This window comes from Polynucleobacter sp. UK-Kesae-W10 (genome assembly GCF_018881575.1).
Classification (GTDB): Bacteria; Pseudomonadota; Gammaproteobacteria; order Burkholderiales; family Burkholderiaceae; genus Polynucleobacter.
Map to the genome: position 1 here is coordinate 129,392 of NZ_JACVQB010000003.1, position 14,342 is coordinate 143,733.

Genomic DNA, 14,342 nt, shown 5'->3' on the forward strand with positions numbered 1-14,342 from the left:
TCATGAACCTGCTTAAATTACTACTTACCCTACTGCTTGCGTCAAGCTCAATATCAGTCCATGCCCATTCATTTGATCCATTTAAATTTATTGCGCTTGGGGATATGCCTTATACCATTCCGGAAGACTACGTTCGTTATGAACAACTGATTAAGGCGATTAACGGAAAAGATCCCAGCTTTAGTATTTTTGTTGGGGATACAAAATCCGGCTCAACACCCTGTAGCGATGAAAACAATCAAAAGGTAAAAAATTACTTTGATCAGTTTGCATCACCATTGGTGTATAGCATTGGAGATAATGAGTGGACTGATTGCCACAGAGCACTTGCAGGCTCCTACGATCCAATTGAAAGACTGGGAAAGCTGAGGTCTACATTTTTTAGCAACAGGGAATCCCAGGGACATCGACGCTTAATATTAAATAGACAGGCTGATAGCGATCCGCGATTCTCGAAGTTTGTAGAGAATTCGTATTGGGTAAAAAATCATATTATTTTTGTAAATTTACACATTCCGGGATCCAATAATAATTTTGAACGTAATCAAGAGGCAATCTCTGAATATAGAGAGCGAAATACTGCAAATATCGAGTGGATAAAGCAAATGTTTGCAAAAGCTAAGTCAAATGAATATGTGGGAATCGTGTTCGCTTTTCAGGCAGATATATTCTATTCACTTAGGCAAGCTACTGAGTTAGATAGCGGCTATAAAGATTCTTTGGAAGCCTTCACCATCGGATCTCAGGAGCTGAGGAAGCCAGTGCTTCTAATTCATGGCGACAGTCATCGCCTCATTATTGATCAACCCCTCAAATCGAGCCATCAAGACGAGGTGATAGAGAATGTGATTCGACTAGAGGTAATGGGTGATAAACAGATTCAAGCTGTTGAAATCACCGTTAATCCCAAGGCAGAGCAGCCATTTGGATTTACACCGCTACTGCTCAAGCAAAATATGAGAAATCCAATGCCTTAGATATGTCAAGCAACAGGAATTAAATCGGCAATACTCTTAGCAGAGCTCATCGCCTGATCAGCATCTTTGGTTTCAACCATCACTCTCAGCAATGGTTCAGTCCCAGAGGCACGAATAAGCACCCTACCAATATCCTTAAGCTCGTTTTCGACTTTAGTAATCTGCTTTTTGAGTACTTCGTCTGCTTTCCAGTTGTAACCCTGCTTAAATTTCACATTTAAGAGCACCTGCGGGAAGAGCTTTACTGAATCCAGTAGCTGCGCCAAGCTCTTCTTGTTTTGACTCATCGCCGCTAAGACTTGCAGTGCCGCAATCGTGCCATCCCCAGTCGAGTGCTGGTCTAAGCACAGCAAGTGGCCAGAACCTTCACCACCAATAATCCAGCCTTTGAGCTTTAACAACTCCAAAACATATCGGTCGCCAACATTTGAACGCTCAAATCCAATGCCTAAATCTTTAATGGCGTTCTCAACGGCTAAATTCGTCATCAGGGTGCCAATGACACCACCCAGTTTCTCGCCGCGATCAAGGCGATCTTTAGCCAAAACAAAAAGGAGCTCATCGCCATTAAACAATCTTCCCGTGGCATCAACCATCTGAAGGCGATCTGCATCACCATCGAGCGCAATACCTAAATCTGCTTTTTCTTCTTTTACTTTAGCAATCAGCGCGCCTGGAGCGGTAGCACCACAACCATCGTTAATGTTTCTACCATCAGGATGAACACCGATGGCAACTACTTCAGCACCAAGCTCATGAAATACGTGAGGAGCTGTGTGGTATGCAGCGCCATTCGCACAATCTACTACTAGCTTTAAACCCTTGAGATTTAATTCCCCTGGAAAGGTAGATTTACAGAATTCAATATAACGCCCTGCTGCATCATCTAAGCGAAAGGCTTTACCCAACTCTTTGGAGCTAACGCACCCCATGGGTTTTCCTAGTTCAGCCTCAATAGCCAATTCAAACTCATCTGATAGTTTGTCGCCATTTGCAGAGAAAAACTTGATGCCGTTATCTTGATATGGGTTATGGGAAGCAGAAATGACAATGCCTGCAGATAATCGCAATGCCTTAGTAAGGTAGGCAACGCCAGGAGTAGGAATAGGTCCGCAAAGCATGACGTCTACTCCAGCTGCAGCAAAACCAGCCTCTAAGGCAGCCTCCAATAGATATCCAGAAACACGCGTATCTTTACCAATCAAGATTTGGCAACGCTCGCCTGGTTTTGCATCTCGGGTCAATACTTTCCCGGCTGCATAGCCTAGACGGGTCATGAATTCCGGAACAATCGGAAATTGACCTACCTCGCCGCGAATACCATCTGTACCAAAGTATTGTTTTTTCATGAATGTCATTATAAAACTTAGAAACAGGCCTAGTTTGGACTCAGCCCTCGGTATTAACAGCCTCCCAAAGCTTTAAGGCGTCGACAGTCTCCGGTACATCGTGCACCCTCACAATCTTGGCACCTCGATCTGCTGCCATGATCGCCGCCGCAACACTGGGAGCAACGCGCTCATTGGTGTCTTTACCAGTGATTTTTCCGATCATCGACTTACGGGATATACCGGCCAGAACTGGATAACCCAGTTCTCCAAAGCTGTGAAAGTTGGTGAGCATATTGAGGTTGTGCTCAAGGCTTTTACCAAAACCAAAACCAGGATCGATAGCAATGCGCTCATATGCAACACCTTGCGCTATTAGAAGATCCGCGCGCTCTTTCAGAAACTGCTTAACCTCAGCCATCACATCTCGGTATTCTGGATTAAATTGCATGGTTACTGGGTCGCGTTGCATATGCATGAGAACAATGCCGCAGTTGGCATTTTCAAGTACGGCATTGATAGCACCCTCTTGTCTGAGCGCCCAAATATCATTCACACAATCTACACCGGCATTCAGCGCGTAGCGCATCGTTTCTGCTTTATAGGTATCAATCGATAAAGGCACGCCACAATCTTTTAAACCCTCGATAACAGGTAATACGCGATCCAACTCTTCCTGAAGCGTTACTGGCTCAGCACCGGGTCTTGTAGATTCACCACCAATGTCAATGAGATCAACGCCATGAGAAATCATCTGCTCAGCTTGGGCTAGTGCATCTTTTACTGTTTTGTATTTGCCACCATCCGAGAATGAATCAGGGGTCGCATTAAGAATACCCATCACAATTGGGCGCTTGCGTTTAGCCAAGTCAAAAAGAAAACGCCCACAACGCCATGTTGTGGGCATCTTTGCAACGCCTTGCTGATCCATCAAACTCTAGCGATTAAGCAGTAGCTGGGGCGCTGCCCGCAGCAGGCCCTGGTGTACCAGCAGAATTGCCGAACTGGGTTGCGGGTGGAGGCTTAGGGGCACGTGGTGGGCGACCTTCCATGATGTCGTTAATTTGCTCGGCATCAATAGTTTCCCATTCAAGCAGAGCGGCAACCATGGCTTCAACCTTATCGCGATTTTGTTCCAGGATTGATTTAGCTAAGGCGTATTGACTGTCAATTAAAGTCCGAATCTCGGCATCCACTTTTTGCTGAGTTAATTCAGATACGGTCTTTGTACTGTTGCGCCCAAAAATACTTTCAGATTCAGTATCCACATACACCATAGTACCCAAGCTATCGCTCATACCGTAACGTGTGACCATATCACGCGCCATCTTAGTCGCACGCTCAAAATCATTAGAGGCACCAGTACTCATGGAATGCAAAAAGACTTCTTCAGCAGCGCGGCCTCCAAACAAAATCGCCAACTCCTCCAACATGCGATCTTTGTAAAGATTGACACGATCAAATTCAGGCAATTGCCATGTAACTCCCAATGCCATACCGCGAGGCATGATAGTGACCTTATGAACAGGGTCAGCCTTGGGCAACACTTTGGCCACCACGGCATGTCCAGACTCGTGATAGGCCGTATTACGACGCTCTTCTTCACGCATAACTGCTGACTTGCGTTCAGGACCCATGTAAATCTTATCCTTGGCGTCCTCGAAATCTTTCATGTCAACTGAGCGTTTGTTACGGCGTGCTGCAAATAAAGCGGCTTCATTCACGAGGTTTGCCAAATCTGCACCCGAGAAACCAGGAGTTCCACGTGCCAATACCGCTGCATTTACATCTGGATCGATGGGTACCTTACGCATATGCACTTGCAAGATTTGTTCGCGGCCACGAATATCTGGCAAACCAACATGGACTTGACGGTCAAAACGACCTGGACGCAACAATGCTTTATCCAAGACGTCTGAGCGATTGGTAGCAGCAACGACGATGACACCGCTATTGCTTTCAAATCCATCCATCTCAACCAACATTTGGTTAAGGGTTTGCTCGCGTTCATCATTACCGCCGCCCATACCGGCACCACGATGACGACCAACTGCATCAATCTCATCAATAAAGATGATGCAAGGAGAATTCTTCTTGGCGTTTTCAAACATATCGCGCACACGTGATGCGCCTACACCAACAAACATCTCGACAAAGTCAGAGCCTGAGATGGAGAAAAAAGGAACTTTAGCCTCACCTGCAATGGCACGTGCCAACAGGGTTTTACCAGTGCCAGGAGGGCCTACCAGCAATACGCCATGGGGAATGCGTCCACCAAGCTTTTGAAATTTTTGCGGATCTTTTAAGAAATCTACAAGCTCATAGACCTCTTCTTTAGCTTCATCGCAACCGGCAACATCAGCAAAAGTGACAGTATTGCTATTCTCATCAATGAGTCGCGCTTTTGATTTTCCGAACGAGAAAGCGCCGCCTTTACCGCCGCCTTGCATTTGGCGCATCATGAAAAACCAAAATCCAATAATCAATAATGTAGGCCCGAGATAGTACAAAGCAGAGACCAGCATATTAGGTTCATCTTCCGCCTTACCAGTTACTTGCACGCCGTACTTCATCAAGTCCCCAACCATCCAAATATCACCCGGAGAGATGATGGAATATTTATTGCCATCAGCAGGGGTAACTTGCAACGTGCGGCCTTGCACGTCAACGCGCTTCACTTTGCCAGCCTTGGCATCGTCCATGAATTGTGAGTACGTGACTTGATTCTGTTCTTTGGGCTTATCAAACTGCTTAAAGACAGTAAAAAGCACCAAGCCCACAATGAGCCACACACCGATTTTTTGGAACATATTGCTGTTCAAAATTGAGTCCTTTTCTGGAGTAAACCAGGAGTTAAAGCGAATCGCTACCTAAGTATTTGATTCTACTACCAGCCTTTTTCAAGGGCTAATGCAGTATTTATTTAATAAACCCATGTATTTCAGGGGGTTATTGAGCTAATTGATATGGTTTTAAAGCTTATTTTGGAGGCTTTAAGTTCCGACCCAGCAAAAAGATCTCCGAGGAGCGGGCCCGTGAAGCCTTTGGCTTGCGGGAGGCCACTGTTTTGAAGACCTTTTTGAAGGACTCCACAATCTGGCTATATCCACTGCCGTTAAAACACTTAATCAGCAAGGCGCCCTCTGGTTTAAGATGCGCAACAGCAAAATCCAAAGCAATTTCTGCCAAAAAAGCCATGCGCGCGGCATCAGCAACACCGACCCCAGATAAATTGGGTGCCATATCTGATAGCACCAAGTCGACCTTGCCTTCGGCACTTTTAGGCAATAAAGCCTCCAAGGCTTTCAAACCCTCTTCCTCACGAAAGTCGCCCTGTATAAAACTGACGTCTGCAATATCTTCCATTGGCAGAATATCGATCGCAATGATCTGTCCATCTGGCTTGCCGGATTCAATCTGTGGATTGTGTTTGCCTAGTTCTGTGAGGCGATTACGCGCGTACTGAGACCAGCTGCCTGGTGCGCTACCCAAGTCAACAATAGTCATACCTGCTTTAATCAGATGATCTTGCTCGTCAATTTCACTGAGCTTATAAACCGCCCTTGCTCTGTAGCCCTCTTTTTGAGCCATCTTTACATAGGGATCGGTTAGATGATCCTGCAACCAACTTTTATTAAATTTATTCTTTGCCACAACTTACCCACTTTCAAGCAGCTATTTTCCTAGTTTCCGCCTCCTAAAGCAAAAGGAATTGACTTAAATATGCCTAAATTGATCCTAAATCAGGGCTTTTAGCACTCAATGCTCTATCATCGATGCCATGACTGCACTAACCATTACCCCCGCACAACGCAAATCCCTCAAAGCCGATGCCCATGACTTAAGTCCTGTCGTAATGGTTGGTGGCGATGGATTAACGCCGGCCGTTATCAAGGAAGCTAAGCTAGCTATTGGCCACCACGGCTTAATTAAGATTCGTGTTTTTGGCGATGATCGTGAAGCACGTGTAGCAATCTATGAGGAGTTATGCGACAAGCTCAATGCAGCTCCCGTACAGCACATTGGCAAACTCTTAGTGCTTTGGAAGCCAAAAGACATTGTCGATGAAGCTTATGCAAATTTAGGGCGCTCAAGCAAACAGACTAAGAAGTCTTTACAAGCACCCCGTACTAAGCGCCAACCAAATCGTGCACCAACTAAAGCTGGTGTTCGCACCAGCAGCTCTGAGCGCTCTGATCGCCGCTCTGCATCCAATAAGTCTCCATTTGAGAGAGCTGCAGCGGTGAAGTCTGCAACACCCAAAAAACGAGTGCTGCGCTCCGAAGCTGCTGAGTCCAAAATTGGCTGGTCATCTCCAGGATATCGCAAGGCAATTGCGGCACCTGCCCCCATCAAGAAGCGCAAGGTTCGGATGAGTAGCACCAAAAAGAAATCACTGGGGTCGTGATTTCACACCAACTATCCTACAATCAATGAACGCCGCTAGTCGGCGTTTTTTGTTGCCTGCCAAACAAGCAATAAACCCAGCGCCGCTTGGATCAAGAACAAAATACTAGAAAAGCGATGCAAAAGATTGAACAGCTCTGCGTAGCTAGATTCTCTTACTGAAAGACCCAAAAGCAGAGCCTGGTCTCTCAGGGAATTCATCCAGGGAATGATGATGAAGGCGGCGCCTATGGCGCAGGCTAACATACCCGATAGAACCCATCGGCCAAAACGATATGATTTCAGGCCTTGTCGAACCAGGCGGTTAGCCATCACCATTAAAAATGCACTTAAGCCCACACTGCTATAGGCACTGATCTTAAAAAGGTTGGCAGCAACTAGGCCTGCTACTTGACGATCGCCAAGACTGGCAAACAAAACGGGGACTACAAAAAAACCAATGGTAAGAAAGCTGCCAACCCAAAGCCCAGAAACGCATGAGAAAACTCTCTGGGTTTGGGTGCGCGCCATTAAATATATTTGACCGCTAAGATTTCAACTTCGCGATTGCCACCAGGCGCTTGAACCGCAACGACATCACCCTCTTCCTTACTAATTAAAGCGCGTGCTATGGGAGAGCTAATGGAGATCTTGTTAGAAGCAATATCAGCCTCATCATCACCAACAATTTGGTAAGTGAATTTGGTGCCATCTTCGAGATCTTCTAAATCAACGGTAGCCCCAAACACAACGCGGCCGGAGACATCTAGTGAGGATGGATCAATAATTTGAGCAGCTGAAAGCTTGCCTTCAAGCTCTTGAATGCGACCCTCAATAAAGCCTTGCTTTTCTTTAGCAGCGTCGTACTCGGCATTCTCAGAGAGGTCTCCTTGAGCTCGAGCTTCAGAGATGGCATTAATGACTGCAGGACGTTCAACGTGCTTTAAGCGATGCAGCTCCTCTTTCAGGAGTTCTGCACCGCGTTTGGTAATGGGGATTGTGCTCATGCTACTAACCTAACTTAAATTGAAGCGCAAAACGCGCCGGTAAATTTAATTTTAGATTAAATGAGCGCCCGATGTAAGCTTTGCAAGGAATAAACCTCTAAAGACTCTTTGCTGCCATTTTGTGAAGCCAGCAGGCCATCCATTACTGCACGGGCCGCGCTAATCGTGGTGTAGTAAGTCACGCCATTAGCCTGAGCACTTGTGCGAATAGATCTAGAGTCTGCAATCGCTGTACGGGTCTCATCTACAGTCGTAAACACCAAGGAAATCTCACCATTTTTGATGAAATCAACAATGTGCGGACGGCCATCCTTCACCTTATTTACCAAGCGAACTGGTAAGCCTGCAGCCTCAATGGCGGCTGCCGTACCTTTTGTAGCAACCATCGGGAAGCCCAATTGGTGCAAGAGCTTGGCAACCTCAACCGCTTTCGGCTTATCGCTATCCTTCACGGTTAGAAGAACAGTTCCACTCTTAGGCAATTTGATGCCAGCGCCTAACTGAGACTTGAAAAGCGCTTCGCCAAAGGTTTTGCCTACGCCCATCACCTCACCTGTTGAACGCATTTCAGGTCCAAGGATAGGATCGATTCCAGGGAATTTATTAAATGGGAATACTGCTTCTTTTACTGAGAAGTATGGAGGCTTCACTTCTGACTGGATACCCTGTTGAGCAAGTGTCTGACCAACCATACAGCGTGCTGCAATCTTTGCCAACTGCAAGCCAGTGGCCTTTGACACAAACGGAACAGTACGCGAAGCACGCGGGTTAACTTCGAGCACGTAGATAACATCTTTACCATCGACATTCTGGATTGCAAACTGCACGTTCATCAGGCCAATAACGTTTAAGCCCTTGGCCATTGCAGCGGTTTGACGCTTGATTTCCTCAACGGTAGCATCTGAAAGTGAATATGGCGGCAATGAACACGCTGAGTCACCGGAGTGAACTCCGGCCTGCTCGATATGCTCCATTACGCCACCAATAAATACTTTTTCGCCATCACTGATGCAATCCACATCACATTCAATCGCATCATTTAAGAAGCGATCTAATAACACTGGCGAGTCATGAGAAACCTTCACTGCTTCGCGCATGTAACGCTCTAAGTCACGACCATCATGAACAATCTCCATAGCGCGACCACCTAAAACATAGGATGGGCGAACGACCAATGGATAACCAATTTCTTCTGCAAGCTTGAGGGCCTCTTCTTCGGTACGGGCAGTACGGTTAGGAGGCTGACGCAAACCAAGATCTTGCAATAATTTCTGGAAACGCTCACGGTCTTCAGCAGCATCAATCATGTCTGGTGAAGTACCGATAATCGGTACTCCATTGCGCTCTAAATCCAATGCGAGCTTCAAAGGAGTTTGGCCACCGTATTGAACAATGACGCCCTTTGGCTTCTCTTTGGCAACGATCTCCAGCACATCTTCTAGCGTTAATGGCTCAAAATACAGACGATCAGATGTATCGTAGTCGGTAGAAACCGTTTCTGGGTTGCAATTAACCATAATGGTTTCATAACCATCATCACGCATTGCTAAGGCTGCATGCACGCAGCAGTAATCAAACTCAATACCCTGACCAATACGATTTGGTCCACCACCCAAAACCATGATCTTGTCTTTGTTAGTTGGGCGAGATTCGCATTCGCCATGCTCTGCCTCGTATGTGGAATACATATAAGCAGTATTTGTAGAGAACTCTGCAGCACAGGTATCCACACGCTTATAAACCGGCACCACTTTTAAGCGATGACGTGCCGCGCGCACAGAAGATGCGTCAATTCCAAGCAACTTAGCCAAGCGACGATCAGAAAAACCTTTTTGCTTTACAAAGCGCAACTCTGCAGCAGACAAACTATCAATTTTGCGTTGCTTAAGCTCAGCTTCAATGGTGATGAGCTCTTCGATTTGCTCCAAGAACCATGGATCAACTTTGGTTTCGTTGTAAATCTCATCCAAGCCCATGCCCATACGGAAGGCATCAGCCAAATACCAGATGCGATCGGGTCCGGGCTCATTGATTTCATTAATGATGTCATCAAGATCGGTTGAAACTTCATCTAAGCCGTCAACACCAACCTCTAGTCCGCGCAAAGCCTTTTGGAAAGATTCTTGGAATGTTCGACCGATGGCCATCACTTCACCAACAGACTTCATTTGTGTAGTTAAACGAGAATCTGCTTGGGGGAATTTCTCAAAAGCAAAGCGTGGAATCTTAGTAACAACGTAGTCAATCGAAGGTTCAAATGATGCTGGTGTTGCACCACCAGTGATGTCATTCTTCAATTCATCTAGGGTGTAACCCACAGCGAGCTTGGCTGCAATCTTCGCAATTGGGAAGCCAGTAGCCTTGGAGGCCAAAGCAGATGAACGAGACACGCGAGGATTCATCTCAATCACAATCATGCGTCCATCAACTGGGTTAATGGAGAACTGTACGTTAGAACCGCCAGTATCCACACCGATCTCGCGCAATACTGCGATCGATGCATTCCGCATCAATTGATATTCTTTATCCGTCAATGTTTGTGCTGGTGCAACCGTAATGGAGTCGCCGGTATGCACGCCCATAGGATCTAAGTTTTCAATCGAACAAACAATAATGCAGTTGTCATTACGATCTCGCACCACTTCCATCTCGAATTCTTTCCAACCCAGTAGTGACTCTTCAATCAAGAGCTCTCGCGTTGGGGACAAATCAAGGCCGCGCTTGCAAATCTCTTCAAACTCTTCACGGTTATAGGCAATACCACCACCTGATCCACCCATAGTGAATGAAGGACGAATGACTACCGGGAAACCTGAACTTCCGGTTTCTTGTTGAATACGTTGCTGCACCTCATGCGCCTCATCCATAGAATGGGCAATGCCAGATTTAGCGGAACCTAGACCAATTTTGGTCATGGCATCCTTAAACTTCTGACGGTCTTCTGCTTTATCGATCGCTTCTGGAGAGGCGCCAATCAACTCGCAACCGTACTTCTCTAAAACGCCGTGGCGATGCAAATCCAAAGCGCAGTTCAATGCGGTTTGGCCGCCCATGGTTGGCAAAATAGCATCGGGGTTTTCGGTGGCGATAATACGCTCAACGACCTCCCAAGTAATCGGCTCGATGTAAGTCACATCTGCCATTTCTGGGTCTGTCATGATGGTTGCAGGATTGCTGTTGACCAAGATGACTTTGTAGCCCTCATCACGCAATGCTTTGCAGGCTTGTGCTCCAGAGTAGTCAAACTCGCATGCCTGACCAATCACAATCGGGCCTGCACCAATAATCAGAATGCTCTGAATGTCGCTACGCTTAGGCATTATTTGCCCTCCTTCTTACTAGCACCGGCAGCATTCATGAGCTCCACAAAACGGTCGAATAAATAAGCAATGTCGTGCGGACCTGGCGAAGCTTCAGGATGACCCTGGAAGCACAGCGCAGGTTTATCTTTCCAGGCAAGACCCTGTAAAGAACCGTCAAACAATGAAATATGGGTAACGCGAATATTGTCTGGCAAGGTCTTTGCATCAACAGCAAAGCCATGATTCTGTGAAGTGATGGCAACGCGCCCAGTATCTAAATCTTTTACTGGATGGTTAGCGCCATGATGACCAAACTTCATCTTCAAGGTTTTTGCTCCGGCAGCCAAGCCCATAATCTGATGGCCCAAGCAAATACCAAATGTTGGAATGCCTTGATTAATAATTTCTTTTGCTGCAGCAATAGCGTAATCGCAAGGTTCCGGGTCGCCAGGGCCATTCGAGAAAAACACGCCATCCGGGTTCATAGCAAGCACTTCAGCTGCACTCGTTTGCGCTGGAACAACTGTAAGCTCACAACCACGCTCGGTGAGCATGCGCAAAATATTGCGCTTCACGCCAAAGTCATAGGCAACAACTTTTTTAGTAGACTTGGTTTTATCAAGTGTTCTATATGCAGGTTTGCCATCTGGGCCATGTAAATCCCATTCAGCTTCACGCCATTCGTAAGGCTTTTTGGTAGTAACCACTTTTGCTAAGTCTAAGCCAGCCATACCCGGAAAAGCCTTGGCTAGCTCTAAAGCTTTCATGCCAAGAGCTTCATAGTCATCACCCAGCTTGCCAGCCACAATCGCACCAGATTGGGCACCTTTGTCACGCAGAATGCGGGTGAGCTTGCGGGTGTCAATGCCAGCAATACCTACGATGCCAGTATTACTGAGGTAGCTGTCTAAGCCTTCTTCAGAGCGAAAGTTGGAAACGCGTTTTGGCAGATCTTTAATGACCAAGCCAGCTGCATGAATTTGATCGGATTCCGCATCCTGGGCATTTACACCAACATTACCGATATGAGGGTAAGTTAAGGTAACGATTTGACGTGAGTAACTAGGATCAGTAATGATCTCTTGATATCCAGTCAATGCGGTATTAAAAACGACTTCGCCAGAAGTTTCGCCAGGGGCGCCAATACTAAATCCGGGAAAGACAGTGCCGTCGGCTAGAGCCAACACGGCAAGAGGAAAAGAAGGAAGCAAGGGTGACAAACCATCTCCAGTCCCTGCTCCATCCGACGCTCAAAACCCCCAAAAAGACCAACCCGGGGCTTGTTTATGCGGGAGGTGAGTGTCTTTAAGCGCTAGGGTATTTAATTAGTTTCGAACCTTGCAATGATACCAGTTTTGCTCGTAAACCCTTGAATCCCTGACTAAATGGGCGCCAGAGGAAGATCTCCTCCCCAAAGCCCGGGGCTGGGGAGGTTTTTTACAGTTTTAGGCTACAGCACTTTGCTCAATGATGGTCTTAATTTGAGCCAAGACGTTTTGATCTTCCATCGTGCTGATATCGCCAGGATCGCGACCCTCAGCAACCGCCTGCAAGGCGCGCCGAACAATCTTGCCTGAACGCGTCTTTGGCAAGGCGGTGACGACGTATACGCGTCCTGGGCGGGCAATGGCACCTAACTGGCTATCCACGGTTTTCATACATTCTTTTTCCAAATTCTCCGCTTTAGAGGCGTCTTTCGGGATTACAAAAGCAATGGCAGCCTGCCCTTTGAGTTTGTCCTCAATACCTACTACAGCAACTTCAGAAATGTTTGGATGGCTAGAAATACTCTCTTCAATCTCACGCGTACCAAGGCGGTGGCCTGCAACGTTAATGACGTCATCGGTACGACCTAGAATAAAGAAGTAGCCGTCTTTGTCTTTAATACCCCAGTCAAATGTAGAGTAGATCAACTTGCCAGGAATGGTTTCCCAATAGGTGCTCACAAAACGCTTGTCATCACCCCACACTGTCTGCATGCAGCCAGGAGGCAATGGGCCCTCAATGGCGATGACGCCTTTTTGATCTGGGCCCAACTCTTCAGAGGTCGCATCGTCAAGCAGCTTCATGTTGTAGCCAAATGAAGGGACACCTGGCGATCCAAATTTATGCGGCATGACTTCTACACCACGCTGGATTGCCAGCATCGGCCATCCCGTTTCGGTTTGCCAGTAGTTGTCGACAATCGGCTTTTTAATTGCATCATGAATCCAACTTGCAGTTGGCTCATCGAGTGGCTCACCCGCCAAGAACAAAGCGCGCAATTTTGAAAGATCATGCTTAGTCAAGAATGCAGGATCTTGTTTCTTTAGCACGCGCACTGCGGTTGGTGCTGAGAACATCACGGAGACGTTGTACTTTGCTACCAACTCCCACCAAATACCAGCATCAGGACGCAATGGTGTTCCTTCATACATGATGGTTGCCATACCACTGAGCAATGGCGCATAAATAATGTAACTATGACCCACTACCCATCCAATGTCAGATGTACAGAACATAGTCTCACCTGCATTACCGGTGAAAATATGTTTCATAGAAGCTGCTAGGGCAACAGCATAGCCACCAGTATCCCGTTGCACACCCTTTGGCTTGCCGGTGGTACCCGATGTATACAGAATGTATGAAGGATGAGTAGCATCAACCCACTCCACCGGAACGATATCATTCAAGTGTTTTTGACGCTCTGTTGCGTAATCTAAATCACGACCCGCAACCGTTGTGAATTCCGTCAAACCGCGATTCACAATCAAGACCTTCTCAGGCTTATAGCTCGCCAATTTAATGGCTTCATCCAACAATGGCTTATAAGGAACTGCTTTGCCACCGCGCGCGCCTGCTTCAGCAGTCACAATCATTTTAGGTTGCGCATCATCAATGCGAGAAGCCAGACTATGAGAAGCAAAGCCTCCAAATACAACTGAGTGAATAGCGCCGATACGGGCACACGCGAGCATGGCAAAACAGGCTTCAGCAATCATCGGCATGTAGATCAATACGCGATCGCCTTTCTGAATACCATTGGCCTTATAGATCGCAGCCATACGATTCACTTCCTCGTAGAGCTCTTGATAGGTATAGGCTTTTTCAAGATTAGTTTCCGTAGAAACCGCTACCAAGGCAATTTGATTGGGACGCTCTTTGGCATGTCGATCAACTGCGTTATAGCAAAGATTGGTAAGGCCACCCTCAAACCATTTTGCAAATGGCGGATTATCGTAATTCAGTACTTTGTTAAAAGGTTTTTCCCAATGAATTAACTTTGCCTGCTCACCCCAAAATCCATCTGGGTCTTTAATTGAGCGTTCGTGATGTGCTTTATAGGACATGGTCAACCTAATC

General features: G+C 46.7%; 11 protein-coding genes. 2 read left to right on the forward strand and 9 right to left on the reverse strand.

What is annotated here, in order from left to right:
* Nucleotides 1-2 precede the first annotated feature (2 nt).
* Nucleotides 3-977 carry a hypothetical protein gene (locus ICN24_RS08455; protein WP_216222924.1) on the forward strand — a complete coding sequence of 325 codons (975 nt, stop codon included), beginning with the start codon at nt 3-5 and terminating at the stop codon, nt 975-977.
* 5 nt (nt 978-982) lie between these two features.
* On the opposite strand, the gene glmM is transcribed toward ICN24_RS08455, so the two are convergent.
* From glmM to ICN24_RS08475, 4 genes are all read right to left on the reverse strand, one after another.
* The gene (gene glmM / locus ICN24_RS08460; RefSeq protein ID WP_216222926.1) at nt 983-2,326 is read right to left on the reverse strand and encodes a phosphoglucosamine mutase; all 1,344 of its coding nucleotides are present in this window, start codon (nt 2,324-2,326) and stop codon (nt 983-985) included.
* Between the two features lie 40 nt (nt 2,327-2,366).
* A complete protein-coding gene (gene folP / locus ICN24_RS08465) occupies nt 2,367-3,239 on the reverse strand; it encodes a dihydropteroate synthase (RefSeq protein WP_370623126.1) in 873 nt (290 codons plus the stop codon).
* 10 nt (nt 3,240-3,249) lie between these two features.
* Nucleotides 3,250-5,127, reverse strand: coding sequence for an ATP-dependent zinc metalloprotease FtsH (gene ftsH / locus ICN24_RS08470; RefSeq protein ID WP_216222927.1), 1,878 nt, complete (start codon nt 5,125-5,127; stop codon nt 3,250-3,252).
* 157 nt (nt 5,128-5,284) lie between these two features.
* A complete protein-coding gene (locus tag ICN24_RS08475; RefSeq protein WP_216222928.1) occupies nt 5,285-5,959 on the reverse strand; it encodes an RlmE family RNA methyltransferase in 675 nt (224 codons plus the stop codon).
* A 127-nt stretch (nt 5,960-6,086) separates the two neighbouring features.
* On the opposite strand from ICN24_RS08475, the gene ICN24_RS08480 reads away from it, so the two are divergent.
* Complete coding sequence (locus ICN24_RS08480; RefSeq protein ID WP_216222929.1) at nt 6,087-6,713, forward strand: YhbY family RNA-binding protein; 627 nt, start codon at nt 6,087-6,089, stop codon at nt 6,711-6,713.
* 35 nt (nt 6,714-6,748) lie between these two features.
* On the opposite strand, the gene ICN24_RS08485 is transcribed toward ICN24_RS08480, so the two are convergent.
* The 5 genes from ICN24_RS08485 to ICN24_RS08505 all read right to left on the reverse strand — a co-directional run bounded on the left by ICN24_RS08485 (nt 6,749) and on the right by ICN24_RS08505 (nt 14,329).
* On the reverse strand, nt 6,749-7,222 hold the full coding sequence (locus ICN24_RS08485) for a DUF4149 domain-containing protein (RefSeq protein WP_216222930.1): 474 nt from the start codon (nt 7,220-7,222) through the stop codon (nt 6,749-6,751).
* On the reverse strand, nt 7,222-7,698 hold the full coding sequence (gene greA, locus ICN24_RS08490) for a transcription elongation factor GreA (protein ID WP_216222931.1): 477 nt from the start codon (nt 7,696-7,698) through the stop codon (nt 7,222-7,224). The genes ICN24_RS08485 and greA overlap by 1 nt, the downstream gene beginning before the upstream one ends.
* Before the next feature lie 56 nt (nt 7,699-7,754).
* Nucleotides 7,755-11,018 carry a carbamoyl-phosphate synthase large subunit gene (gene carB / locus ICN24_RS08495; RefSeq protein WP_216222932.1) on the reverse strand — a complete coding sequence of 1,088 codons (3,264 nt, stop codon included), beginning with the start codon at nt 11,016-11,018 and terminating at the stop codon, nt 7,755-7,757.
* Nucleotides 11,018-12,211, reverse strand: coding sequence for a glutamine-hydrolyzing carbamoyl-phosphate synthase small subunit (gene carA, locus ICN24_RS08500; protein ID WP_216222935.1), 1,194 nt, complete (start codon nt 12,209-12,211; stop codon nt 11,018-11,020). The genes carB and carA overlap by 1 nt, the downstream gene beginning before the upstream one ends.
* A 234-nt stretch (nt 12,212-12,445) precedes the next feature.
* Nucleotides 12,446-14,329, reverse strand: coding sequence for a propionate--CoA ligase (locus tag ICN24_RS08505; protein WP_216222938.1), 1,884 nt, complete (start codon nt 14,327-14,329; stop codon nt 12,446-12,448).
* Between the last annotated feature and the right edge of the window lie 13 nt (nt 14,330-14,342).